At 55.6% G+C, this 23,626-nt stretch carries 22 protein-coding genes; 9 read left to right on the forward strand and 13 right to left on the reverse strand.

Translation table 11 applies throughout. The annotated features are described in order from the left end of the window. Positions 1-176: 176 nt before the first annotated feature. Positions 177-3,701 (reverse strand): pyruvate:ferredoxin (flavodoxin) oxidoreductase, encoded by a 3,525-nt coding sequence (nifJ, locus tag SK51_RS14810; RefSeq protein WP_048206785.1) that lies wholly within the window; start codon positions 3,699-3,701, stop codon positions 177-179. 271 nt (positions 3,702-3,972) lie between these two features. Here nifJ and SK51_RS14815 point away from each other — a divergent pair, with 271 nt between their 5' ends. After that, positions 3,973-4,239, forward strand: coding sequence for a putative hemolysin (locus SK51_RS14815; RefSeq protein ID WP_003856935.1), 267 nt, complete (start codon positions 3,973-3,975; stop codon positions 4,237-4,239). A 1-nt stretch (position 4,240) separates the two neighbouring features. Here SK51_RS14815 and hslJ read toward each other — a convergent pair whose 3' ends face one another. The 4 genes from hslJ to SK51_RS14835 all read right to left on the reverse strand — a co-directional run bounded on the left by hslJ (position 4,241) and on the right by SK51_RS14835 (position 7,341). Continuing rightward, a complete protein-coding gene (gene hslJ, locus SK51_RS14820) occupies positions 4,241-4,678 on the reverse strand; it encodes a heat shock protein HslJ (RefSeq protein WP_023300211.1) in 438 nt (145 codons plus the stop codon). Between the two features lie 124 nt (positions 4,679-4,802). Further along, a complete protein-coding gene (locus tag SK51_RS14825) occupies positions 4,803-4,931 on the reverse strand; it encodes a DUF2474 domain-containing protein (protein ID WP_017693358.1) in 129 nt (42 codons plus the stop codon). Continuing rightward, the gene (cydB, locus tag SK51_RS14830; protein WP_023306358.1) at positions 4,931-5,941 is read right to left on the reverse strand and encodes a cytochrome d ubiquinol oxidase subunit II; all 1,011 of its coding nucleotides are present in this window, start codon (positions 5,939-5,941) and stop codon (positions 4,931-4,933) included. The genes SK51_RS14825 and cydB overlap by 1 nt, the downstream gene beginning before the upstream one ends. 5 nt (positions 5,942-5,946) lie before the next feature. Next, entirely contained in the window at positions 5,947-7,341 is a 1,395-nt protein-coding gene (locus tag SK51_RS14835; RefSeq protein WP_023306357.1) for a cytochrome ubiquinol oxidase subunit I, read from the reverse strand. Positions 7,342-7,734: 393 nt separating this feature from the next. Between SK51_RS14835 and ymcF the strand changes: the two genes are divergently transcribed. The 3 genes from ymcF (at position 7,735) to patD (ending at position 10,994) form a co-directional block, all read left to right on the forward strand. After that, a complete protein-coding gene (gene ymcF / locus SK51_RS14840) occupies positions 7,735-7,923 on the forward strand; it encodes a cold shock small protein YmcF (RefSeq protein WP_017693360.1) in 189 nt (62 codons plus the stop codon). A gap of 82 nt (positions 7,924-8,005) precedes the next feature. Beyond that, positions 8,006-9,430, forward strand: a complete 1,425-nt coding sequence (locus SK51_RS14845) for an aminotransferase-like domain-containing protein (RefSeq protein WP_023306356.1) — start codon at positions 8,006-8,008, stop codon at positions 9,428-9,430. A gap of 139 nt (positions 9,431-9,569) precedes the next feature. Continuing rightward, positions 9,570-10,994: an aminobutyraldehyde dehydrogenase gene (patD, locus tag SK51_RS14850; RefSeq protein ID WP_032676213.1), complete on the forward strand. Its 1,425-nt coding sequence runs from the start codon at positions 9,570-9,572 to the stop codon at positions 10,992-10,994. Between the two features lie 35 nt (positions 10,995-11,029). Here patD and SK51_RS14855 read toward each other — a convergent pair whose 3' ends face one another. Genes SK51_RS14855 through SK51_RS14865 form a run of 3 tightly spaced genes read right to left on the reverse strand, consistent with a single transcriptional unit; the run spans position 11,030 to position 11,923 of the window. Then, positions 11,030-11,212 (reverse strand): DUF1869 domain-containing protein, encoded by a 183-nt coding sequence (locus SK51_RS14855; RefSeq protein WP_003856955.1) that lies wholly within the window; start codon positions 11,210-11,212, stop codon positions 11,030-11,032. Positions 11,213-11,215: 3 nt separating this feature from the next. Continuing rightward, complete coding sequence (locus SK51_RS14860; protein WP_003856958.1) at positions 11,216-11,569, reverse strand: TehB family protein; 354 nt, start codon at positions 11,567-11,569, stop codon at positions 11,216-11,218. Positions 11,570-11,596: 27 nt separating this feature from the next. Continuing rightward, complete coding sequence (locus SK51_RS14865; RefSeq protein WP_023306287.1) at positions 11,597-11,923, reverse strand: TehB family protein; 327 nt, start codon at positions 11,921-11,923, stop codon at positions 11,597-11,599. A 243-nt stretch (positions 11,924-12,166) separates the two neighbouring features. Here SK51_RS14865 and SK51_RS14870 point away from each other — a divergent pair, with 243 nt between their 5' ends. Together SK51_RS14870 and SK51_RS14875 are read left to right on the forward strand one after the other, a co-directional pair. Continuing rightward, entirely contained in the window at positions 12,167-12,340 is a 174-nt protein-coding gene (locus tag SK51_RS14870) for a GhoT/OrtT family toxin (RefSeq protein WP_003856960.1), read from the forward strand. Positions 12,341-12,426: 86 nt separating this feature from the next. Next, positions 12,427-13,185, forward strand: a complete 759-nt coding sequence (locus tag SK51_RS14875) for an alpha/beta fold hydrolase (protein ID WP_023306286.1) — start codon at positions 12,427-12,429, stop codon at positions 13,183-13,185. A gap of 33 nt (positions 13,186-13,218) precedes the next feature. On the opposite strand, the gene SK51_RS14880 is transcribed toward SK51_RS14875, so the two are convergent. From SK51_RS14880 to SK51_RS14890, 3 genes are read right to left on the reverse strand one after another with little or no spacing between them, the layout of a single operon-like run. Further along, a complete protein-coding gene (locus SK51_RS14880) occupies positions 13,219-15,393 on the reverse strand; it encodes a virulence factor SrfC family protein (protein ID WP_032676214.1) in 2,175 nt (724 codons plus the stop codon). Next, on the reverse strand, positions 15,390-18,371 hold the full coding sequence (locus SK51_RS14885; protein WP_023300204.1) for a virulence factor SrfB: 2,982 nt from the start codon (positions 18,369-18,371) through the stop codon (positions 15,390-15,392). The genes SK51_RS14880 and SK51_RS14885 overlap by 4 nt, the downstream gene beginning before the upstream one ends. Before the next feature lie 4 nt (positions 18,372-18,375). Beyond that, positions 18,376-19,713, reverse strand: coding sequence for an SrfA family protein (locus tag SK51_RS14890; RefSeq protein ID WP_023306284.1), 1,338 nt, complete (start codon positions 19,711-19,713; stop codon positions 18,376-18,378). Positions 19,714-19,995: 282 nt separating this feature from the next. On the opposite strand from SK51_RS14890, the gene SK51_RS14895 reads away from it, so the two are divergent. Continuing rightward, on the forward strand, positions 19,996-21,594 hold the full coding sequence (locus tag SK51_RS14895; RefSeq protein WP_023306283.1) for an ABC transporter substrate-binding protein: 1,599 nt from the start codon (positions 19,996-19,998) through the stop codon (positions 21,592-21,594). A gap of 100 nt (positions 21,595-21,694) precedes the next feature. Further along, positions 21,695-21,928, forward strand: a complete 234-nt coding sequence (locus tag SK51_RS14900; RefSeq protein ID WP_022648243.1) for a YdcY family protein — start codon at positions 21,695-21,697, stop codon at positions 21,926-21,928. Positions 21,929-21,931: 3 nt separating this feature from the next. Here the strand turns inward: SK51_RS14900 and SK51_RS14905 are convergent, their stop codons facing one another. Together SK51_RS14905 and SK51_RS14910 are read right to left on the reverse strand one after the other, a co-directional pair. Continuing rightward, entirely contained in the window at positions 21,932-22,381 is a 450-nt protein-coding gene (locus SK51_RS14905; RefSeq protein WP_022648242.1) for a DMT family transporter, read from the reverse strand. Further along, complete coding sequence (locus SK51_RS14910; protein ID WP_023306282.1) at positions 22,378-22,896, reverse strand: GNAT family N-acetyltransferase; 519 nt, start codon at positions 22,894-22,896, stop codon at positions 22,378-22,380. Before SK51_RS14910 ends, SK51_RS14905 begins: the two co-directional genes overlap by 4 nt. 148 nt (positions 22,897-23,044) lie before the next feature. On the opposite strand from SK51_RS14910, the gene SK51_RS14915 reads away from it, so the two are divergent. Further along, complete coding sequence (locus tag SK51_RS14915) at positions 23,045-23,620, forward strand: helix-turn-helix domain-containing protein (protein ID WP_017382277.1); 576 nt, start codon at positions 23,045-23,047, stop codon at positions 23,618-23,620. Positions 23,621-23,626 lie beyond the last annotated feature (6 nt).

Here is a 23,626-nt window from a genome sequence, read left to right on the forward strand (position 1 = left end):
GGTAAAGAAGGTATTCTCCATGGCGTTATATGCCTTTAAGATTTTTTCATCCATAATTCACGTGAATATTGTTCAGAACATTGAGGCAATTTTCACCGAACATTTGGATTAGCCCGGTGCACGTGCATCGGGCTTTTTTATGGCAAAAAAATGCCCGGGCAAGCCGGGCATAACGGTTATTCGCTGGTTGATTTTTCCGCTTTCCCCGCCAGCTGTGCAAGGAAGTCATAACGCTTCTGAAGATCCGCTGCCGCGTCCCTCCATAGCTGCTCTGCTACTTCTGGTTGTTGAGCGTTCAGCCTGCGGAAACGCTGCTCCTGAAGTAAGGTTTCGGCAAGGGCGTCTGAAGGCGGACGGGAATCCAGCGCCAGCGGTAATTTTCCTTCATCGGCACGGCGCGGGTCAAAGCGGTACAGCGGCCAGAAGCCGGTTGCGGTAAGCTGACGCATCTGGTCGTGGCTAAGCGCCAGATCGTAGCCATGCTCCTCACACGGGCTGTAGGCGATGATCAGCGACGGGCCAGGATACGCTTCCGCTTCCTGAATGGCTTTCACCGTCTGGTTAAGCTGCGCGCCCAGCGAAATCTGCGCGACGTAGACGTGTCCATACATCATCATGCTGACGCCCAAATCTTTACGCGCCTTACGTTTGCCATGCTCACCAAATTTCGTGACCGCACCCAGTGGCGTTGCTTTCGAGGCCTGTCCGCCGGTGTTGGAATAACACTGAGTATCAAGCACCAGAATGTTAACGTTTTCGGTGAGGCTCAGGACGTGATCAAGACCACCGAAACCAATATCGTAGGCCCATCCGTCGCCACCGATCAGCCAGATAGATTTTTCAACCAGCGCGTCAGCATCGGTCAGCAGTTGTTCAGCCCCTTCAACACCCTGAAGCGCGTGGCGCAGTTCAGCAACCTGTGCGCGACGAACGTCAGGCGTGGCCTCCGCATGCAGGGCGTCATTCAGCTCTGCCGGGATTTTATCGGCAAACTGTTCCAGCAGACGCATTACGCGGGCGCGGTGCTGATCGACCGTCAGGCGGAATCCCAGACCAAATTCTGCGTTATCCTCAAATAGCGAGTTTGCCCAAGCCGGGCCGCGGCCATACGCGTCGGTGGTATAAGGCGTGGACGGCAAGTTCCCCCCATAGATTGACGAGCAGCCTGTCGCGTTGGCAATCAGCATCCGGTCGCCGTAAAGCTGGGTAAGCAGTTTGATGTACGGCGTTTCACCGCATCCGGAACACGCCCCGGAGTACTCGAAGAGGGGGGTGATGAGCTGCGAGGTACGAATGTCAATGCGTTCCAGCTTGTTGCGATCGATTTCGGGCAGGTCGAGGAAGAAGTCATAATTCACTTTCTCTTCTTCAACATGTTCCAGACGCGACATCATATTAATGGCTTTGATTGAGGGATCCTGACGATCTTTCGCCGGGCACACCTCGACGCACAGGTTACAGCCGGTACAGTCCTCTGGTGCCACCTGAAGAACATATTTCTGGCCACGCATATCACGGGATTTTACATCCAGCGAGTGCAGACTTTCCGGTGCGTCCGCCATCGCTTCTGGCGACACCACTTTGGCGCGAATGGCCGAGTGCGGGCAGGCCGCCACGCAGTGGTTGCACTGGGTGCACAGCTCTTCTTTCCAGATAGGGATCGCTTCGGCAATGTTGCGTTTTTCCCAGCGGGTCGTGCCCATCGGCCAGGTGCCATCAGGCGGAAGCGCAGAGACGGGAAGAGTGTCGCCCAACCCGGCAAGCATCGCCGCCGTAACGGTTTTGACGAAATCCGGGGCAGCGTCAGACACCACTGGCGGCCGGTTCGGGCTGCTGGTATTGACCGGCTGCAACGGCACCTCGAACAGCGACTCGCGGGCCAGCGCCAGCGCCTGCCAGTTGCGCTCAACCAGCTCCTGACCTTTGCTGCTGTAGCTTTTGGCTATCGCCCCCTGGAGCTCCATCAGCGCGCTGTCGCCCGGCAGAATATTGGTCAGGTGGAAGAACGCCATCTGCATAACCGTATTGATACGCGCGGCCAGGCCGCACTCGCGGGCGATCTTCGCGGCGTTAATGACATACAGGCGCGCCTGTTTCTGGTTTAGCACCGCCTGGACTTCCTGGGGCAGTCGTGCCCAGACCTCATCGGCGCTATACGGGGTGTTGATCAGGAAAATACCGCCGGGCTTCAGGCGCTCGGCCATCTGGTATTTATCGATAAACTGGAGCTGATGACAGCCAACAAAATCCGCCTGAGAAATCAGGTATGCCGAGCGGATTGGATGTTCGCTGACGCGCAGGTGCGAGACGGTCAACCCGCCCGCTTTTTTGGAATCGTAGACGAAATACCCTTGCGCATACCACGGCGTGGAGTTACCGATAATTTTGATGTTGTTCTTGGTCGCCGAGACGCTGCCGTCGCTGCCCAGACCGTAGAACAGCGCTTCCAGTTTCGCATTCGAGGGCAGGGTGTTTTCCGGCAAAGGGAGAGAAAGGTTAGTCACGTCATCATAAATGCCGACCGTAAAGCGCGGCTTCGGTTTTGCCTCGCGCAGTTCAGCAAATACGGCCAGGACGCACTCCGGCCCGAACTCTTTGGAAGACAAACCATAACGCCCGCCAATGACGCGCGGCAGCGTTTCGCGCTCACCGTGATTAAATGCCTCAGCCAGAGCGGTCATTACATCAAGGTAAAGGGGTTCAGCCTGCGCGCCAGGCTCTTTGGTGCGGTCAAGTACCGCCACGGCACGCGCGCTTTCCGGCAGGGCTGCGAGCAGATGTTTCGCAGAGAATGGACGGTAGAGGCGAACTTTTAGCACGCCAACTTTTTCACCACGCGTAAGAAGCTCATCGACCACCTCTTCGCAGGTGCCGATGGCGGAGCCCATCAGGACGATTACGCGCTCGGCCTGCGGATGACCGTAATATTCAAATGGCTTATATGCGCGACCCGTCGCAGCGGCAAAATCGTCCATCGCCTGTTCGACGTGCTCATATACCGCGTTGTACCACGGGTTTGTCGCCTCGCGGGACTGGAAATAGGTATCCGGGTTGGCAGAGGTACCCCGGATCACCGGATGTTCCGGATTGAGGGCCCGAGCGCGATGGGCATCAATGTCAGCCTGCGGCAGCAGGTTCAGTATGGTGTCATCCGGCAGCGGAACGATTTTATTGATCTCGTGAGAGGTGCGAAAACCATCGAAGAAATGAATAAATGGCACTCGACTTTTCAGCGTGGCGATATGCGAAATCAGCGCGAAGTCCTGTGCTTCCTGCACGCTGCTGGCGCAGAGCATAGCGCAGCCGGTCTGACGCACGGCCATCACGTCTGAGTGGTCGCCAAAAATAGAGAGCGCGTGTGTGGCTACAGTACGTGCGGCGACGTGCAGGACAAACGGCGTTAATTGTCCTGCCAGCTTGTAAAGCGTGGGGATCATCAACAGCAGCCCCTGAGACGAGGTGAACGAGGTCGACAGGGCACCGGTCTGCAACGCACCATGCACGGTGGCAATGGCGCCGGCTTCGGACTGCATCTCAACAACCCGCGGGACATCGCCCCAGACGTTTTTAACCCCATTACCAGCCCAGGCGTCAGCCTGTTCAGCCATCGTGGAGCTTGGGGTGATGGGGTAGATGGCGATAACTTCGCTGGTGCGAAACGCAACAGACGCGACTGCACCATTGCCGTCAATAGTTTGCATAGGACAACACCCTTACATTGCGCAAAAATGAAGGGCCTGTAAAACGATGACAGACCCTGAATATTATCTGTGTATTTTAGCAAAGCTCAGGTTTTACGATTTTCGCTTTTGTGTCCTTGGGATGCGCTGTATCAATGACTGGATGGCTATTCGCGATAAAAAATTGCGAGAAATTGTTACCAGAGCGCATAAATACGCACATCCACTCTCGACGATGCGGCGCGTGATGCCTATTATGCATAGGTTTCGCTTTAACTATGGGGAGGAAGGTATGCGTTCTGCATTTTGGGTCGGATGTGCCGCGTTACTGTTGTCGGCATGCAGCAATGAACCTGTACAGCAGGCGACAGCGGCACACGTTACGCCAGGTATGCGAGCGGCTATGTCCAGTTCAGGCCAGGCCAACTGCGCAATGATCGGAGGGTCACTCTCCGTTGCCCGTCAGCTCGACGGCTCCGCTATCGGCATGTGCGCGTTGCCAAACGGCAAACGCTGTAGTGAGCAGTCGCTTGCCGTAGGATCGTGCGGAAGTTACTGAGTTATTCAACTCGCTTAAACATTAAAGACTTATTGGCTGTCGCCAGCGTTAACTGGTCTTCGGTCAGGTCTACCTGAGCGCCTGTGCGTAGCATATCGGCGAGGGTCTGATCCAGTTCATTAAGCTGCGGCTCGGTGCAGAGTTTCCGCGTCATTGCCAGCGTTTTGACCGTCAACTCTCCTTCGGACAATTTTCCCTGGCCGTTGAAGCCGTTGCACATTGTGCCGGAGACGGCAATGTTGTTAATCAGGCTGATACTGGGCTGCGCGCTGAACCGAATTTCAGGCTGCGTTTTCAGGCCCTTAACCGCTTTGCCATCAACGTTTTCCAGCACGAAACGGTGATTCTCTAACTGATCGGTCTGAACGGAGGCTTTACCGGGATTAACGCATCCAGCCAGTGCGAGGCTGATTAAACTTACTGCCGCGAGCTTTTTCATTTTTCTTCTCAAACTATCAATGCTGTAAATATTTTTTCAGTGTAACCATACCCTCCAGGGTGTTAATGGGGTTTATCTGAAAGTGCGAGATAAGGACCGGGCGGCAACGCACCCGGTGAGTGTATTAGTGCGATTTAAATCCGGCTGCGGCCATCAGCATTTTAAAGAGCATACTTACGCAGGCCAGTGCCAGGACGCTGCCGCCCCAGATGATGGCAAGCCACATCAAACGTTTCCATACTGGTTGTTGCATCAGTGATAACCCTCCCCATGCTGTACTTTTCCGCGAAAAACGTAATAACTCCAGAAGGTGTAGACCAGAATCACAGGAATGATCAACAGTGCGCCCACCAGCATGAAGCCCTGGCTTTGGGCTGGCGCAGCGGCCTGCCAGAGGGTAATGTCCGGCGGGATGATATGCGGCCAGATGCTGATCCCAAGCCCGCTAAAGCCAAGAAAAACCAGCCCTAACGTCATGATAAACGGCAGAGTATGGCTCGCAGGATCGTTCAGGCAGCGCCACTGGCACAGACTCAGGATCGCAACCAGCGCAGGAACGGGCAGCAGATAAAACAGATTCGGCAGCGTAAACCAGCGCGCAGCAATGGCTGGTTGGGCGAGAGGGGTCCATATACTGATTACCGCAATGAATACCTGAAGCAGGAGCAGAAGCACTTTCGATACCTGACGCATCCGCTGTTGCAGGGCATTTTCACTTTTCATTACCAGCCACGTTGATCCTAACAGTGCGTAAGCCACCACAAGACCCGCACCGCAGAAAAGATTGAACGCGGTAAACCAGTCAAACGGACCACCGCTGTAAGCGCGACCGGTGACGCTGAATCCGTGGATGACCGCGCCGACGGTGATGCCCTGGCTGAAGGCCGCCACAATTGACCCGCCAATAAAAGCCTTATCCCAGAACGGGCGGTGCGCCGGAGTCGCTTTGAAGCGAAATTCGAAGGCGACGCCACGAAATATAAGCCCGATCAGCATTATTGTCAGTGGAATGGTTAGCGCGTCGATGATCACCGCATAGGCGAGAGGAAAGGCGCCAAACAGGGCCGCACCGCCAAGCACCAGCCAGGTTTCGTTGCCGTCCCAGACGGGAGCCACGCTGTTGACCATTACGTCGCGATCGTCCGCATTCGGCGTTACCGGAAACAGTATGCCTATCCCCAGATCAAAACCGTCCATCACGATATACATCAACGTGGCGAAAACGATAATCACGAACCAGATAATGGAAAGATCGATACCCATTACGGTTACTCCTTGAATTCAGTGGTGACGGCAGAAAGCGGACGAGCAGGGCGGCCATCGGATTCAGACGCGAAGGATTCATAAGGCTGCGGCCCTTTTTTAATCAGACGCACCATATAGCTGTAACCCACGCCGAACACCGCGGTATAAACCATGAAGAAGGCCAGCAAGCTGATGCTCATGTGCAGATCGCCATGTGCGGAAACCGCATCCTTCGTACGCTGTAGCCCATAGACGACCCAGGGCTGGCGGCCGACCTCCGTTGTTACCCATCCGGCGAGGATCGCGATCAGCCCGGACGGCCCCATCAGCAGGGCAAACCACAGGAAGGAACGTGAGGTGTAGAGGCGCTGTTTGTAACGCAGCCAGACCGCCACCATGCCCAGGAAGAGCATCAACATCCCTAAACCGGCCATGATTCGGAAAGACCAAAAGACAATGGTGGCGTTCGGGCGATCGTCTTTTGGGAACTCCTTCAATGCCGGAACCTGTTTATCGAAACTGTGGGTCAGGATAAGGCTGCCGAGAGCGGGAATTTCAAGGCTAAAACGGGTCCGTTCCTGATCCATATCCGGCCAGCCAAACAGCAGCAGTGGAGTAGGCTCACCCGGCGAATTCTCCCAGTGGCCTTCAATGGCGGCTATTTTCGCGGGCTGGTGTTTTAAGGTATTAAGCCCGTGCATATCACCCACCAGTGCCTGAACAGGGGCTACGATCAACGTCATCCACAACGCCATGGAGAACATGGTGCGAATGGCAGGCGTGTTGTTTCCGCGCAGCAAATGCCAGGCCGCGGAGGCTCCGACAAACAGTGCACTGCTGAGAAATGCCGCTATCGACATGTGCAGCAGGCGGTAAGGGAAGGAGGGGTTAATCACCACGGCAAACCAGTCCACCGGAACGACCTGACCGTTGATGATTTCATACCCTTGCGGTGTATGCATCCAGCTGTTTGACGAGAGGATCCAGAACGTAGACATGAGGGTCCCCAGTGCCACCATGCAGGTCGAAAAGAAGTGCAGCCCCGGCCCGACCTTATTCCAGCCAAACAACATTACCCCGAGGAACCCCGCCTCGAGGAAGAACGCGGTGAGCACTTCATAGGTCAGCAGAGGGCCGGTAATGCTGCCCGCAAACTGCGAAAACCCGCTCCAGTTGGTGCCAAACTGATAAGCCATCACCAGGCCGGAGACCACTCCCATCCCAAAGTTGACGGCGAAGATCTTCGACCAGAAATGGTACAGCGAACGCCAGACGGGGTTTTTTGTTTTCAGCCACAGCCCTTCCAGCACGGCGAGATAGCTCGCCAGGCCAATGGTTATTGCCGGAAAAATAATATGAAAGGATACGGTAAAGGCGAACTGTATTCGCGCAAGATGAAACGCATCTGGACCAAACATGCACTGCCTCAATGTTAAACGGTGTGCTGTTATGATAAAGAGGGGGAAAATGAGATATCAGAAGCAGAAATTGATAATTTATCTATAACAGTTGTGGGAAAAGGTGAACTTTATCTGGCTGATATAGCTAACAAGGAAGAATAAAAAATTTCTTTTTATGATTTTTACGCATTAAACAGCTTGCTTTGTCGCCAGCAACATGCGTTAATGGATTTCTGGTTTTGAATCCAAATAAATATCTGACGTAGTTTTATAAAGCAGTTCTCATCAAGTTGTGCCTCTCCGCAGCCTCTCTTGGGTCTTTATCTACATTCCGATTAGTTTTGTATCGAACCAACTTTTGCCTGATCGGCTCATGAGTAATTTACGTTTTTACGTTTACAGGAGAATCCTATGACTTCTTATATCCATTTCCGCTGCCCATGCTGTCATGGCTCGCAGTACCGCACCTCAGCTTTTGATGTGTCTGACAAAAATCCGTTCGGCGCAAAATGCATTTTCTGCAAATCGTCGATGATCACGCTCGACCACCTGGCCGCAGCGCGTTCTGCTCAGAATCACATTACTGAGTATCGCAAGTAATCTGCCACGTTTCCCATAACAGTTAGCAAATTCTTCTCTTTTTCTCCTGCTGATATACACTGTCAGCAATAAGGAGAATCTGATGAAAAAATACCAGCGTCTGGCGCAACAAATTATCTCGCAGATTGAGCTTGGCGTATGGTTGCCGGGCGATAAGCTGCCTTCTCTGCGAGAGCAGGTGGCAAGCAGCGGCATGAGTTTCATGACCGTGGGCCACGCGTATCAGATGCTGGAAAGTCAGGGGCGCATTGTTGCCAGACCGCAGTCAGGCTATTACGTTGCCGCCCGTCCGACCACACACCAGCCAGCACCGCCCGCGCAGGTGATGCGCGATGAAGTAGTTGACATCAACACCTATATCTTCGACGTGCTACAGGCCAGCCGCGACCCCTCCGTTGTCCCTTTTGCCTCGGCATTTCCCGATCCGCGCCTATTCCCGCTTCAGCAACTCAACCGCTCGCTGGCTAATGTCAGTAAAACGGCCACGGCCATGAGCGTGATTGAAAACCTGCCGCCGGGTAACGTCGACTTACGTCATGCCATTGCCCGTCGCTACGCTCAGCAGGGGATGAATATCTCCCCGGATGAAATTGTGATCACCGCGGGCGCGCTTGAGGCGCTCAACCTCAGTTTGCAGGCTGTGACTGAACCAGGGGACTGGGTTATCGTTGAAAATCCCTGTTTTTATGGCGCACTCCAGGCGCTTGAACGTCTGAAACTGAAAGCGCTGTCGGTTGCCACTGACGTGCGTGAGGGCATCGATCTCAGTGCCCTTGAGCAGGCGTTAAAAGATTATCCGGTGAAAGCCTGCTGGCTGATGACCAACAGTCAGAACCCGCTCGGCTTCACGCTGAGTGCAGAGAAGAAAGCTCAGCTGGTGGCCTTACTCACCCGGCATAACGTCACGCTGATTGAAGACGATGTTTACAGCGAACTCTACTTTGGCCGCGAAAAGCCGCTCCCGGCAAAGGCCTGGGATAAGCAGGATATGACGTTGCACTGCTCCTCATTCTCCAAGTGTCTGGTGGCCGGTTTCCGTATTGGCTGGGTGGCGGCGGGAAAACATGCGCGCCGTATTCAGCAGTTGCAGCTGATGAGTACGTTATCCACCAGCTCTCCCATGCAGCTGGCGCTGGTGGATTACCTGGCGACCAAACGTTACGACGCCCACCTTCGTCGCCTGCGACGCACGCTTGCTGAACGCAAACAGCAGGCCTGGCAATCGCTTTTGCGCCATATGCCTGCTGGTGTCAAAATCCATCACAACGACAGCGGCTATTTTTTATGGCTGGAACTGCCTGAACAGCTGGATGCGGGGCGGTTGAGTGAGAAGGCATTAACCCATCAAATCAGCATTGCGCCCGGTAAGATGTTTTCCACCTCCAATATCTGGACACCGTTTTTCCGTTTCAATACCTCATGGGGCTGGGGCGAGCGGGAGGAGCAGGCGGTCGTCCAGCTGGCGGGGTTAATCCGCGAAATGATGCTGCACCCAGTCACACCTTGATGAAAATTCCTGAAGCGACATGATGCGCGGTCTACCTTTAGTAAGGGAGTGCGGATTGGTAACGTGACGTTGTCACGTATCGGCCCGCCAGAACGTGTGCTGACAGCGAAAACAATGTCGATTTCAACAGGACGATGCTATGCAAAATCAATTGCTGATTAATGGTGAACTGGTGACCGGCGAAGGTGAGAAGCAGGCGGTTTATAATCCTGCCACGGGTGAAGTGCTGCTGGAGATGGCTGAAGCGTCGGCAGCACAGGTGGACGCTGCCGTCCAGGCTGCCGATCGCGCGTTCACAGAGTGGGGACAAACGACGCCGAAAACGCGCGCCGAATGTCTGTTGAAACTGGCTGATGTGATAGAAGCCAACGCTGACGCGTTCGCAAAACTGGAGTCCCTTAACTGCGGGAAACCGCTGCACTGCGTCCAGGGGGATGAGATCCCGGCCGTGGTCGATGTGTTTCGCTTCTTTGCAGGAGCCGCTCGCTGCCTGAACGGGCTGGCTGCCGGAGAATATCTCGAAGGACATACCTCGATGATCCGCCGCGACCCGGTTGGCGTTGTCGCCTCTATTGCCCCCTGGAACTATCCTCTGATGATGGCGGCGTGGAAGCTGGCGCCCGCGCTGGCGGCGGGAAACTGTGTCGTCATCAAGCCATCTGAAATTACCCCGTTGACGGCGCTGAAGCTGGCGGAACTGGCGAAAGATATCTTCCCGCCAGGCGTGCTGAACGTGCTGTTTGGTCGCGGCAAAACCGTAGGAGATCCGCTGACCGGTCACGAAAAAGTCCGTATGGTTTCTCTCACTGGCTCTATTGCCACCGGAGAACATATTATCGGGCATACCGCATCTTCAGTGAAACGTACCCATATGGAATTGGGCGGAAAAGCCCCGGTCATTGTCTTTGACGATGCAGATTTGGATGCCGTGGTTGAAGGCGTGCGCACGTTTGGTTTCTACAATGCCGGTCAGGATTGCACCGCAGCCTGTCGTATCTATGCCCAGAAGGGGATTTACCCCGCGCTGGTCGAAAAGCTGGGCGCAGCCGTTGCCAGCCTGAAAATGGGCGCGCCGGACGATGCGTCAACGGAGCTGGGACCGCTCAGCTCCGCAGCGCATCTTTCCCGCGTTAGTGCTGCCGTGGATGAAGCCAAAGCCCTCGGACATATCCGCGTCGTCACCGGTGGCAGTAAAAAAGAGGGGGCAGGATATTACTTCCAGCCAACGCTGCTGGCCGGGGCGAAGCAGGAAGATGCGATCGTCCAGCGAGAAGTGTTTGGCCCGGTGGTCAGCGTGACAGAATTTGAGGATGAAGCGCAGGTGCTGAACTGGGCTAACGATTCGCAATACGGCCTGGCCTCGTCCGTCTGGACAAAAGACGTCGGACGCGCCCATCGCCTCAGCGCACGGTTACAGTATGGCTGCACCTGGGTCAATACCCATTTTATGCTGGTGAGCGAAATGCCGCACGGCGGGATGAAGTTATCCGGTTACGGAAAAGATATGTCGGTCTACGGACTTGAGGATTACACGGTAGTCCGACATGTCATGTTTAAACACTAAACCCTCATGCCCGGCGCAGTGCCGGGCGATTCAGCTTACCAGCCACATACCTCGTGTTCATTTTCCGTATCGTAGGCGCGAACGGTGTTCACCAGATCCTTCACGACATCTGCCGCGACGTCCGGGATCAACAGCTCCATTGGCGCTTCTGTTTCATAATCCACTGACACGCCATTGCTGTTGTTGGTGACGGTCACGGTATAGGTAGCCTTACCCATTATTTACTCCTTATGCGTGTTGACCACTTTACCGATGCCCGCACCGCTGAGCGTGACGGCAGGATCCGCGAAAAAGTCGATATTAAAATAGGTGTCGTCGGTCAGAAGCTCAATGCGGTGCCATTTTTGCGGTGGGGAGATGCCAAAAGAACCGGCCTCAATAACCACTTCCAGATCGGGCTCGGTGGCGTCGCCATCGGCAAAGCCAAAGTAACGCACCGCACCCTGCATGACGGATAGCCGACCGTACACGCCGGCTTTGGTGTTGTGATGGGTAAAAAGCGCTTTTGGGGCGGTCTCTTTATTCCAGAACGGCGTCGAGCGGGTATGAACAAAGTTTTCAGGAATACGTAACATCATAGTTTCCTTCATGTTGGCGGGTGCTTAAAGGGATTTAAGCACCTCAGGTTCAACAAAGAATTCAATATTGAACAGGGTGTCGTCGGTCATCACCTCAATGTGGTGCCATCTCTCTGGCGGGAAAACGCCGAAACGACCCGCTTCAATGACGAGCTCGCTGTCAGGCTCAGGTATAAATTCATCAGCATAGCCCAGATAACGCACTGCGCCACGCATCACCGACAGGCGAGGGTAAACGCCCGGACGCGTGCCCGTATCAAGGTGACGTTTAAAAATGCCAGCTGGGGCCGTTTCTTTGTTCCAGAAAGGCGTGGAACGGGTGTGAATGCAACTCTGCGGAATGCGTAGCATGTTTCCTCCCTTAAAAGCCTGCTGTTATTAAACTGCTTTCTGAGGGGATGGATTTATCAAAAAGTGCATTTCATATGCATCTTATCAATAATAACCGTTTTGCTTTACCCGGCGTTGTTACACAAGGTACTCAGTTGTTATTATCCTTAGTATTTAAGTGGTTATGATGTAACGAAAAAACTTGATCTGTGTCAACATATGACGCATATTGCGTGCGGTTATTTTTCGGCTCAGGTAAACAGAATGACGTTGTATCAAAAGATGTTGGTGTTCTACGCAATCATGGCCTCCATCTGCGCATTAATCACCTGGTTCCTGTCTAAAGATCGTAAACGTATTCGCCTGTTGAGCGCATTCCTGGTGGGTTCCACCTGGCCGATGAGCTTTCCTGTTGCCCTGTTGATCTCTCTTTTCTGAAGCACGCTTCCAGAATCGGCATCCAGCCATAGCATTCCATACATTGAGGCTGTATAAATATACAGTCCGTTATACATGGAGTGCTTATGAACAGTTTCTATTCGCAGCAAGCAGGCTGCACTGTGCGCTGGCAGGATCTTCCCGGTTTCGGTGACCCGGTTGTGTTTATCCACGGGTTGGGCTGTGCATCGTCGTATGAATATCCTCGTATTGTCTGTGATACCCGTTTCGGGGGGCGCAGAGCCATTCTGATCGATCTCCCCGGTAGCGGTTACAGTGACAAACCTGACAACTACCGTTATCGCACAAGTGAACAGGCGCAGGTGGTGGTTGAACTGTTAGACCATCTCGGCCTGGATAGTCTTTGGCTCTATGGTCATAGCATGGGGGGGAGTATCGCGATCGAAACGGCAACGCTGCTAAAGTCACGCGTTAAAGGCCTGATAGTGTCTGAACCCAATTTTCATGCGGGTGGCGGGATGTTCAGCCGGGCAATTGCGGCCCAAACGGAACAACATTTTCTGGAACAGGGCTATGATGACATGCTGCGGGCGGAAACGACGGCGTGGTCTGGAAGCCTTCAAAGCAATGCCCCCTGGGCCGTCTGGCGCGGCGCAACGAGCTTGGTCAAGGGCGTTAAACCCGACTGGGAACACCTGTTTTTGTCATTGAGCTGCCCGGTCATGTTAGTTTTTGGTGAGTGGTCCCTGCCTGATGAAGATTTTAATCGCCTGCAACAAAAAGGCGTTGCTGTAAAAATTATCCCTGATGCGGGCCATTCAATGTCCTGGGAAAACCCGTCAGCGTTGGCTCAGGCTTTGTCTGGCTTCATAAACGGATCATGAAGGGGTAGCCCGCATTGCTGCGGGCTGCAATGATTAAGACAGCAAGGCAGACAAGGCTTTCCGCGCAGCAGGCTTAATGTCATACGGGCACTGATAATCCACATTCTCAATCGCGCGGGTGTAGAGCGCAACCAGCCAGTCATAAACATAGGCTGTCGCCGCGTGAACAGGCTGCTCGCCAAGTCGGGTAAGCCGGGGTGAAGCGCAGCTCACAACTGGCGTCACAAAAATTGGCTGACCTTTGCGGATCCGGCTTGCAGGCCGTTCAGAAACGGGCGTCAGTTCATAGCCAAGCCAGCTAACGAAATTGCCTGTCGCGGCATGCAGCTGCGCAGCACTGCTTTTATCTGTTTCTGCAATACGTTGCAGTTGCAGCGGCAGATCCAGCCGGTAGCTGGTAACGATCAGCACATCCGCAATTTGCTGCAATACCTCTGGGTCCAGGCCCAGACGGGCGGCGGCCGCGTCGTTGCGACTCCACTGACGAAGATGGTTAACCCACACGTTATGGGCCAGTCGCGCCTTGTCTTTGGTCTGCAACGTGCCTGGATATTCCGGCGTCTCTTCCGCAAACAGATCGATAACGTCGTTAAACAGGCCGTTGACCTGTTCCTCACGGGGCTGGTGAACCGTCAGCAGCGTCTCAAACGCATTTAACGGCGGGAGAAGTCCTTCAAGCAGTTCACCATGACGAGCGGCGCTGCCTTGCAGCGTTCGGACCATTTTTTCGGCCTCTGCCCGCCCTGCGCCTGGCTCCTGAGTGAGTGGGGCGACGTATGCGCGCATCAGCGTCGAAAGAGACTGTTGCAACAGCCTTTTCAGCGCGTGGAGACGCTTCTGGCGCTGTGCTGGAAGGGTAGCCTGCGACAGCCATTCAATTACCCGCTGCATGCTGTGGGTATCGAGCGCCTGGAGCGTGCCCCAGCGCAGACCCGGCTGGCCCAGCAACTGTTGCACCGCTTCGTCCAGATTCTGCTTTGTGGTAAACCGCGCATCGTGAGGGGTAATGGCCCAGACCAGGCCCGGCAACGCGGACTCTTCCACCGGCTGCGTCTCTTTGACCCAGTTTTGCAGGAGCCTGGCCGTTTTTGCCGTCTGCTGGTGGTGGGCCGTCGCATTGCAGATAACCAGGACATCCGGCTGTATGTGCTGACGATAATGCTCCAGCAGCCACAGGCATTTTGCCTGCGTCATCAGCGACGTGTTTTCCTCAGAAATGGCCGGAATATCAATAATATCTACGTTATCCAGAACGCAGTTTTCAACGGGCAGCACCACTTCGCGGGTCAGGCAGGCCAGCACATCGACGGGCAGGCTAATGGCATTAAGCAACTCGCCGTTATTTACCGGATGAAGCAATGTTTCCTGCGTTTCCGGCACGGTAAAGGCCCCGTGAGTAAGGAAACCTTCACACGGCAGACCAAAACTGTCCACAAGCAGACTCAACGGCGCCGCAAGCGCGCTGGCATGGCTGGTTTGATGCAGCACCTGGGCGAGTTTAAGCCACTGCTGGGTTAACTCCTGCTGCTCACCCCACAGCAGAGACCAGACGCTGGCGCGGGTGCTGAGATCAAGCGACGGAACCAGCAGGGCAAACTGGTGCCACAGGGCATCATCAATATGCTGCTTAGCGCCGGGTACTACGGTTTGCCAGAACCGGGCAACGGTCGCGACTTCCTGCGCCGTTATTCCCGGCACGCTGTGCGGCTGACGCAGCGTACGCCACTTCTCAAGCCGGGCTTCAATCACCGATTTATCCACCGCACGGATCTGCGGATCCAACGTGGTGCGGGCGATAAACAGCTGTACCAGCTCGGCCTCCGTTACCAGGCTCAGGCGCAGGGGAAACGCGTCGTCTGCGACCTCGCTGGTCGCTCTGGTGAAACGCACGGCCATATTGGTCGGCGCATGCCCGGGGTTAATATGCGAGAAGTAATCAAACGTGCGTTGACCCGGCGTAACGTTCAGCCGTTCGTCGTCGCTGCCGCACAGGGAGGCCAGCAGATGCGCTTTCGCGGCCTGCGAGTGGCCGTATAAGCCGATGCTGCCCTGGCAGACAAGGGCACGTTCGAGGGCCTCTTCACGCGCGCGCGCGGCGTTAAGGCGGGCAAGCAGGGCGTCGGCTTCGTTATCCAGCATCGGGGCGTGCTGTCGCGTCTCGTTGATCCACCCGATTAAGGCCTGAGTGGTGGCAGTCGTCGCAGTCATTTAAGGTATACGCTCCCGCTGTCGATCCAGTAGTGGCTGCCGCTGTGTCGGCGATCGGCCAGAGTATTCAGTTTAAAGGTCAGGGCGTCCGGCGGCACTGGCGTGCCGTCCTGTAGCCAGGCATCACTCAGCTCGAAAGATTCCGGGCCCTCCTGCTTATTGCCGCCACGCAGCTTCAGGCGCACGTTCAGTACGCCGTCGCCCGCAATGGCTTTCGCCAGCTCGGCAGAGTTGATGCTCAGGGTATAGAGCGGCGTCGCGGGCCAGCGGGCATTGGCCAGTTGCCGGAAGCCCAGCGTAACGTTGCCGCGCAGCGGGAAGTGCAGACGGGCGTCCAGTTTCGCGCCGGGCTTATCGAGGTCGATATCGTGATACCAGACGTTCTCGTCCCGCAGGGTATTGATAGTGTTATCCAGCACGCCCAGATAGCGCACCGTAGAGTACGCGCCAATATCTGCTGCTTTAAAGTTAAAGCGCGGCAGACGAAGATCCAGCGCCAGGCTACAGAGCATCGCTCCCACGGCGGCGGTGGATTTCGGGTTGCCGATTCGTCCCTGCTGGCTGAAAGGATACCATTCATGAACCTGGTATTTATCCAGCCAGACGATGCGGTTGACGGGCACCGGTTGCAGGTGGCGAATCAAGGCCTGAACGCCGGGCAGACAGCCTGGCCGTCCCGTGATCAGCAGAATATCGCAGCTGTAGTGAGAGATCGCCTCACATACTGCATGCAGCGGGGCGGCAAGCGTGAACTGACCCGCCAGCATCGCGTCCTGCATCTCGCGGAAACTGACGTGCAGCGGGACGCTGAACAGATCAAAGTGTTCTGAGCTGGCAGGCAACGCATGGTCGATCGCCTGCCGGAGATAGTTCATCACGTTGCGGGTCGGTTTTTGCGCAAGCAGATCGCCAAAGGTGGCATGCAGCCCGGCCAGCGGATCGTCAACATCGCTCGATTCCCACGCCGCCAGGATCGCGTGGCCGATCGGCATAAAAAGCTGAAGTGCCGTCTGCTGGCGCAGGACCGCCTGGGTATCGATCCGCCCGGAGTCGCCGAACAGGGATGCCATCAGCTGGGAAGCATCGGCTATGCCGGATTTCTGAAGCTGGGTTTGCAGTGCGGGCAGAACGTAGCGCTGGATCACGTCCAGCAGCGTGTCGTCGCCAGCGACCTTGAACCCTTCGCGAAACAGCAGTTGCGGGGTGATTTTGACATTATTACCGGTACCATCGTCTAGCTGATAGTGCGTGATGGCCATATCCGTCGTGCCGCCGCCGATATCAATCGAGGCCACGCGCAGAGCGCGCCCCGGCTGGACGCCAGGCTCAGGCGCGCGATCCGGACGGGCAAGGGAGGCGAAAAAGGCCTCGGTCTGGCCACCGAAGTGGGAAATGGCTTCGTTATACAGCCACACCAGCTGGCCGCAGCTGGCCTCGTCCCACTCCATCTGGATCTCAGGGACCGGCACCACGCTTTTTTCCTGCTGTTTACGGCTGGCAAAATCTTCATCCTGCGGATGCCAGCCCATCGCTTTCCAGACGATGGCGATGGCTTCGAACATGCGGCGCCGGAAAATCTCGCGCTCCTGTTTCGGCATCGCCGAAGGCAGGGTGAGGATCAGCGTTCGCAGCTGGCGGGGAGAGGCCGGGAAGCCGAGCCGCAATCGGGTGGCTACGCTGTTAATCTGGCCAAGCGCCTGAGCCAGCAGCTCGCAGAGCATGTGCGTCATCAGGGTGCTGCGGCTGTACTGCGGCGAGAACACCGGCAGGCGCTCATCCTGCGGCAGCGTAAAGAGCGGTTCCCCGTCGTCGTTCATCAGGTTCATCAGCGGAAACGCGGTTGCCAGCGGTTCGCGCTGAGTTTTGCTGTTCATCTGGCTAAAGCGCCAGTCCTGCACCACCGGCGTCTCGTCCCACAGATAGCGACGCGGGCTGGAGATACCGCTGTTGCCTTCCGTGCCCAGACGCTGCATCGCCAGCTTACGCGCTTCATCACCCACGCGGACAATGGATGGCCAGACGAACGCATCCTCCCGGCCGCTTTCCACCGAGAAGTGCTGCTTGCCAAAACGCGCTTCGGAAAATTCAAGACGGCTGGTAAACAGCGGCTCATTCAGAAACTGCGGCTCACTCAGGGAACGCACCTGGAGTTCAGCCGTCTGGCGCAGGCCGTCGTTGGCATCACCATGATCTTCAATAATCACGCCGCAGGTGTGGGTGTTGCCTACGTCAAGGATCAGATCGACAGGAATGGCAGGGGTGCTCAGGGTATGGGTGACAAACTTCACTTCCGGCACGGTGAGTTGTTCACCGAGCATGGAGAGCAGGTTGAGCCAGTGCGCCTGATATTCAAAGCTGCGCATGGCCTGATGCAGCTCGCGCTCGGCGCGTTTTTCAACCCCGTCAGCATATTGTGTGAAGGCTTCACGCAGCCAGCCGTCAATCCAGGTCTGGTCGAGGAAACTCTCAACCTCACTGTCGCGCCAGGCGAGGGCGAAACGCGTGCCGTTAAGAATGTCGTTTTCAACCGGCGACAGGGCAGACGTCGCATGCTCCGCAATCTGGCTGTCGAGCGCGACGGTGACCCGGTGCGTATTGCCAGCCGCGTCGGGCGTGGAAAGCTTCCGTACCTGGACGCGCGCCCAGTTATCCGGGCCATCAACAAACGTCCGCGGCGGGTTAAAGCGCAGGAAAGGAAGCGGCAGCCAGACACCGTCCAGCACGGTCAGGGAGTCATGCAGTGGAATGGTGCTTTCAGGCTTGACCACTTCCGGCTTCCCGCCATCGGTGGCAGGCAGCGTGTACCGGCCGTTGACCAGGTCAAAATCCAGGCGCAGCAGCGGGCCATTTGCCGTTTTACGCACGAAACGCCCGTTGCTGGCGGTGTCCTGCGGAGTCAGGCCAAAATCGAGAAACTGTACGCCGCTGTTAGCAATCAGCGTCACGCTCTGTTTATAGTCGCAAAGATTAACCAGCATAGGATCAGACACCTGCTTTCTTGAACGTCAGAGGAACGACGGTGTTGGCATCGTAACGTGCGGTGCATTCCGCCACGTCGCTGGCACCTGCCTTACAGGTCACTTCCGGCATCGGATAGCGTGAACCGTCGGTGCAACGAGCGTTTCCGCGCGTTTTGATCAACAGCTCGCCGTTGCTGTGTAATCCGGAAAAGACGTCTACCCGGCAGACAATGTTGTCGCCATGCACGACCCGGGCGAAACCTTTATTGTTCTGGATCTGGTAGCGCAGAGACGGCGGTTTGCCGGTGAGCGGATCCTGCACATCGAGAAACGCGCGCCAGGTGCCGTTCAGGAAGCGCGTTAACCCCGCTTTGACCTGGTTTGCCTCCATCACCATCGCATCTTTCGGTATCGCGGTAATGACCACCGGTTCGGCTGCCGGGGCAGGCGTCTTCACCTTAGGCTCTACCACTTCTGCCTGATGCAGTGGGAGTTTCAGCTCAAGCGGCTCAACCGTCTTCACGGGGGCCGGAGCAATGGCGACAGGTGCTGGCGCTGGTGAGGTAACTGGCGCTGCGGTCGGGGCCTGTTTTGGCCAGAGCAGCGGCGTGGCAATGGCTGCAATAATGACGGCGGCAACCGGCAGCAACCACAGGGGGGAACGACGTTTTTTCTGCACCACCGCTGGTGCGGGCTCTGACGGCACGGTGTTCATGCGCACCGGCTCTGGCTTATACAGCTCATCTTCGGTGATACGGACGGTAGCCACAGGCGTGATAAGCGGCGCGTCGGCCTGCTCGAAGGTCACCACCGGGGCCGGTTCTGGCTCAGGTTCAGGTTCAGGTTCGTTAATCATCACGGGTTCAGGTTCAGGGACCAACGATTCGCGCAGGCAGTCCAGCACGTCGTCGCGCGCGTTTTCGTTAAGACTGACGAAACCCCAGAAGCAGATCACCGGTTTGCCATCCACCAGGAAAACAAAGTTTTCACCGGGAAACTGGAAAGCTTTAGAGAGCAGAGATCCAAACAGTTGCTGCGCCGTTTTCGGTGACTGAAGGCATTTTTTACTCAGCGACTCCATGCTGGCGAGCGTGTTTTCCAGATAGCGCAGGGCGCGAAAACGCTCGTCTTCATCCGCCGCCTTCCAGCTGGAGACGGTTCCCTCAACCGGGGAGTACCAGTCAACGCGATCGCCGCCGTCATTGACCTGGGGAATGGCCAGGCAATCGACGATAGCCTGCTGTTTGCGCAACCGAAGCGCTTCGCGGATTTGCAGCGCTGATTCAAAAACGGCCTGTCCGCCGCCGCCAACGGCCTGAAAATCATCCAGATTACCGCTGCGTAAAAGTGTTTTTGCCACGATTTGGTCCTGTAGACTTCTTCACGCCATTACTTTAGCGAATCAGGTAAGCAAGCAAACGGCGGAGGAGACGACAAAAGGGACGATTTCTTGCGGCATTGATCGTGACGGTTGTGCTTGACGAATAATGGACCTTAAGGCAAATCGGTTTCTGCGGGCTGATGTTAAAACCAGCGAAATGTACGGCTTTAGAATAACCTGATAGTGATTCGTTATTTGTCAGGCCAAAACGTCTGTGCTGTTATTACTGTTCACTATAATAAAACCGAAAGGGTCATAACCATGTTTACAGGGAAAACCGTGCTCGCCCTCGCGCTGAGCGCGCTGCTACCGGCAAGCGCCGCATGGGCGGCAAACAAAGACACCATTATCTACTGCTCCGAGGCGTCGCCGGAGTCGTTTAACCCGCAGATCGCCAGCTCTGGCCCCTCGTTTGTTGCCAGCTCGCAAACGCTGTATAACCGTCTGATTAACTTCGACCCGGTAAAAAACACGCCGGTGCCTTCTCTTGCGGAGTCGTGGACCATTTCGCCAGACGGCAAAACATACACGTTTACCCTGCGTAAAGGGGTGAAATTCAACAGCAATAAATACTTCAAACCGACCCGTGATTTTAACGCTGATGACGTTATTTTCTCCGTTATGCGTCAGAAAGACCCTAAGCATCCCTATCACAATGTTTCCCAGGGTAATTACGAATACTTTAATGACGTGGGCCTCGACAAGCTCATTCAGGATGTGAAAAAGATCGACGATTATCACGTTCAGTTCACGCTGAGCGAACCCAACGCGGCTTTCCTGGCCGACTGGGGAATGGACTTCGCCTCGATCCTCTCTGCCGAGTACGCGGACGCGATGCTGAAAAAGGGCACGCCTGAAAATGTGGACACCTGGCCAATCGGCACCGGGCCGTATGTGCTTCAGCAGTACAAGGTGGATTCGCTTATCCGCTACGTCGCCAACCCGAACTACTGGGAGGGAGAGGTGCCGACCAAACACCTGATCTTCTCCATCACGCCAAACGTTGAGACGCGTCTGGCGAAGCTGCAAACGAACGAGTGTCAGATCATTCCTGCGCCGTCGCCGGTGCAGTTTGAAGCGATCAAGAAAAACAAAGACCTGACGCTGCACTCGGTGGATGCGCTGAATGTGGGGTACCTGGCGTTCAACACGGAGAAAAAACCGTTTGATAACGTGCTGGTGCGCCAGGCTCTGAATTACGCGACGGACAAAAAGGCCATTGTGAACGCGGTCTTTATGGGGTCTGGTACGGTCGCTAAATCGCCGATCCCGCCAAACATGCTCGGCTTTAATAAAGACCTGAAGGATTACGGCTACGATCCGGAAAAAGCAAAAGCGCTGCTGAAGCAGGCGGGTCTGGAGAAAGGCGCGGAAGTGACCCTCTGGTCCATGCCGGTTCAGCGTCCGTACAACCCGAACTCCCGACGCATTGCAGAGATGATCCAGGCTGACTGGGCGAAAGTGGGCGTGAAGGCGAAAATCGTCTCATATGAGTGGGGGGAATATCTCTCCGGCATGCGCAAAGGCGAGCATGATTCCGCGCTGTTCGGCTGGATGTCTGATAACGGCGATCCGGACAACTTCGCCGATGTGCTGCTGGGTTGTAACAGCATCAAAACCGGATCTAACGCCGCGCGCTGGTGTGATAAGGGGTATGATGAGCTGGTGCAAAAGGCCAAACTGACCAGCAACCCGGACGAACGTGCGAAGCTGTATGGCCAGGCACAGGAGATTTTCTACCAGCAGGCACCGTGGATTGCGTTAGCTAACGGTAAAACGTTCTACGCGACCCGCAGCAATGTGACCGGGTACAGCGTAAGCCTGATGGGCAGCGATTTCTCGAAAGCGAAGCTGAACTGATCGTATTTTGCCGGGTGGCGGCTATGCCTTACCCGGCCTACGGGTGTCAAATGTAGGCCCGGTAAGCGTAGCGCCACCGGGCACGTGAAAAGGAGTGACAATGTCACATTTAAATGATGTTATCGCCCGCGTCGATGCCACCATCGAAGAGAGCGTAATTACTCACATGAACGAACTGCTGATCGAATTAAGCGATGATGCAGAGCTCAGCCGTGAAGATCGCTATACCCAGCAGCAGCGCCTGCGCACCGCGATTGCGCATCATGGTAAGCAGCATAAAGAAGAGGCGGAGGCACGCCATGCCCACCTCACCCAAGGCGGGACTATCCTGTAAGGGTTAAAACTGGCGCCGCGCCACCAGCCAGGCACCGACCACCAGCATCACTGCGCCGCAGACCGGGCCAACCAGCGCGCGCAGGGGAACGCCGTTGCTCTTGAGGATGTCCATCACCAGGCCGCCAATCAGCTGGCTTGCCACCAGGACGGCAATGGTCGTTGCCGCGCCCACATTCTGATAGCCGCTAATACTGGCAAAGACAAAAAAAGACCCCAGCAGGCCGGGGATCAACGTCCACCAGCGCACCGTTGACGCCAGTTCGTTAAACCCCGCCAGGCCATTTTTCACCAGCAAAATGCTGACAAACAGCACAATCCCCACCAGCGAGTTCAGCAGCATGGCGATAAGAATGGTGGAGGAAGATTGCGTAATACGCACCATCAGGGTGTTTTGCACCACCAGCCCAATCCCGGCGGCTACCAGAAACGCTAACGTCAACGATTGATTCATGGCAGAGCATCCGGATCGCTGCGCTCATCAAGCTGGAGCTGCATAAAGGTTAAATCCAGCCAGCGACCGAATTTGGTTCCCACCTGCGGCATATTGCCGGTGGTAATAAAGCCCAGGGTTTCGTGCAGATGAATTGACGCCTGGTTCTGCGCCTCAATACCGGCAACCATCACGTGCTTACCGATCTGGCGGGCTTCCTTGATTAACTCCGTCATCAGCAGCCGGCCAATGCCTTTGCCCTGATGTTCGGGATGAACGTACACCGAGTGCTCCACCGTGTGGCGAAATCCGTCGAACGCTCTCCAGTCGCCAAATGAGGCGTATCCCGTCACCACTCCGTCTTCTTCACTGACCAGAACTGGATAACCCGACAGAGTACGCGCCTCAAACCATGCGATACGGTTATCGGTGTCGACAGTTTTATCATTCCAGATGGCGGCGGTGTGCAGCACCGCATGGTTATAAATTTCACCGATAGCGGCACAATCTTCTTTGCAGGCATGACGAACAATCATGGGTAACCTCTGGCTGTGTTGTTCACTATAGTAGTACGATTTACTCACAATATTACACAGTTCTTATATTGCATCGCTACGACAAAATCCCTATTTTTTTGTCACAAAACTGCCCCGAAAAACCATCCGTACACTATAGTATGACGTCATGAATACAATGACAGACAATATGAATCAACGCATTAGCGCCCGCATACGCCTTGAACGCGAGTCGCGGGGCTGGTCATTAAGCGAACTGGCCGAACGGGCAGGTATCTCACGCGCCATGATCCACAAGATTGAACGGGGAGACAGTAGCCCAACGGCGACGCTGCTTGCGCGGTTATCCGGTGCCTTCGGTATTAGCATGTCTACGCTTATTGCGCGCGCGGAAATGCAGGAGGGCAAACTGTTACGTCTGGCGAACCAGCCCGTCTGGCGCGATCCGCAAACCCACTATTTGCGTCGCCATGTGTCGCCGCGCAGCGATATGCCTATCGACCTCGTCCAGGTGGAGCTACCCGCAGGTAGCGATGTGCCGATGCCCGCCTCCTCTTATGCGCTGGCACGACAGCTGATTTGGTTGCAGGCAGGTGAACTGGTCTTTCTGGAGGGGGATACTCGCCATGAAATGAAGGCCGGAGATTGTCTGGAACTCGGGCCGCCGAACGACTGCCGGTTTATCAACGAAACGGATGAATCGTGCCTTTATCTGGTCGTGCGGCTTAATCAGTCCGGCTCATAATGCACA

Source organism: Enterobacter sp. MGH85 (assembly GCF_001037655.1).
Classification (GTDB): Bacteria; Pseudomonadota; Gammaproteobacteria; order Enterobacterales; family Enterobacteriaceae; genus Enterobacter; species Enterobacter intestinihominis.

Coding starts and splice junctions, on each gene's coding strand:
- nifJ (WP_048206785.1), bottom strand. CDS start 3,701: ATGCAAACTATTGACGGCAATGGTGCAGTCGCGTCTGTTGCGTTTCGC.
- SK51_RS14815 (WP_003856935.1), top strand. CDS start 3,973: ATGCGTTCTGCATTTTGGGTCGGATGTGCCGCGTTACTGTTGTCGGCA.
- hslJ (WP_023300211.1), bottom strand. CDS start 4,678: ATGAAAAAGCTCGCGGCAGTAAGTTTAATCAGCCTCGCACTGGCTGGA.
- SK51_RS14825 (WP_017693358.1), bottom strand. CDS start 4,931: ATGCAACAACCAGTATGGAAACGTTTGATGTGGCTTGCCATCATCTGG.
- cydB (WP_023306358.1), bottom strand. CDS start 5,941: ATGGGTATCGATCTTTCCATTATCTGGTTCGTGATTATCGTTTTCGCC.
- SK51_RS14835 (WP_023306357.1), bottom strand. CDS start 7,341: ATGTTTGGTCCAGATGCGTTTCATCTTGCGCGAATACAGTTCGCCTTT.
- ymcF (WP_017693360.1), top strand. CDS start 7,735: ATGACTTCTTATATCCATTTCCGCTGCCCATGCTGTCATGGCTCGCAG.
- SK51_RS14845 (WP_023306356.1), top strand. CDS start 8,006: ATGAAAAAATACCAGCGTCTGGCGCAACAAATTATCTCGCAGATTGAG.
- patD (WP_032676213.1), top strand. CDS start 9,570: ATGCAAAATCAATTGCTGATTAATGGTGAACTGGTGACCGGCGAAGGT.
- SK51_RS14855 (WP_003856955.1), bottom strand. CDS start 11,212: ATGGGTAAGGCTACCTATACCGTGACCGTCACCAACAACAGCAATGGC.
- SK51_RS14860 (WP_003856958.1), bottom strand. CDS start 11,569: ATGTTACGTATTCCTGAAAACTTTGTTCATACCCGCTCGACGCCGTTC.
- SK51_RS14865 (WP_023306287.1), bottom strand. CDS start 11,923: ATGCTACGCATTCCGCAGAGTTGCATTCACACCCGTTCCACGCCTTTC.
- SK51_RS14870 (WP_003856960.1), top strand. CDS start 12,167: ATGACGTTGTATCAAAAGATGTTGGTGTTCTACGCAATCATGGCCTCC.
- SK51_RS14875 (WP_023306286.1), top strand. CDS start 12,427: ATGAACAGTTTCTATTCGCAGCAAGCAGGCTGCACTGTGCGCTGGCAG.
- SK51_RS14880 (WP_032676214.1), bottom strand. CDS start 15,393: ATGACTGCGACGACTGCCACCACTCAGGCCTTAATCGGGTGGATCAAC.
- SK51_RS14885 (WP_023300204.1), bottom strand. CDS start 18,371: ATGCTGGTTAATCTTTGCGACTATAAACAGAGCGTGACGCTGATTGCT.
- SK51_RS14895 (WP_023306283.1), top strand. CDS start 19,996: ATGTTTACAGGGAAAACCGTGCTCGCCCTCGCGCTGAGCGCGCTGCTA.
- SK51_RS14900 (WP_022648243.1), top strand. CDS start 21,695: ATGTCACATTTAAATGATGTTATCGCCCGCGTCGATGCCACCATCGAA.
- SK51_RS14905 (WP_022648242.1), bottom strand. CDS start 22,381: ATGAATCAATCGTTGACGTTAGCGTTTCTGGTAGCCGCCGGGATTGGG.
- SK51_RS14910 (WP_023306282.1), bottom strand. CDS start 22,896: ATGATTGTTCGTCATGCCTGCAAAGAAGATTGTGCCGCTATCGGTGAA.
- SK51_RS14915 (WP_017382277.1), top strand. CDS start 23,045: ATGAATACAATGACAGACAATATGAATCAACGCATTAGCGCCCGCATA.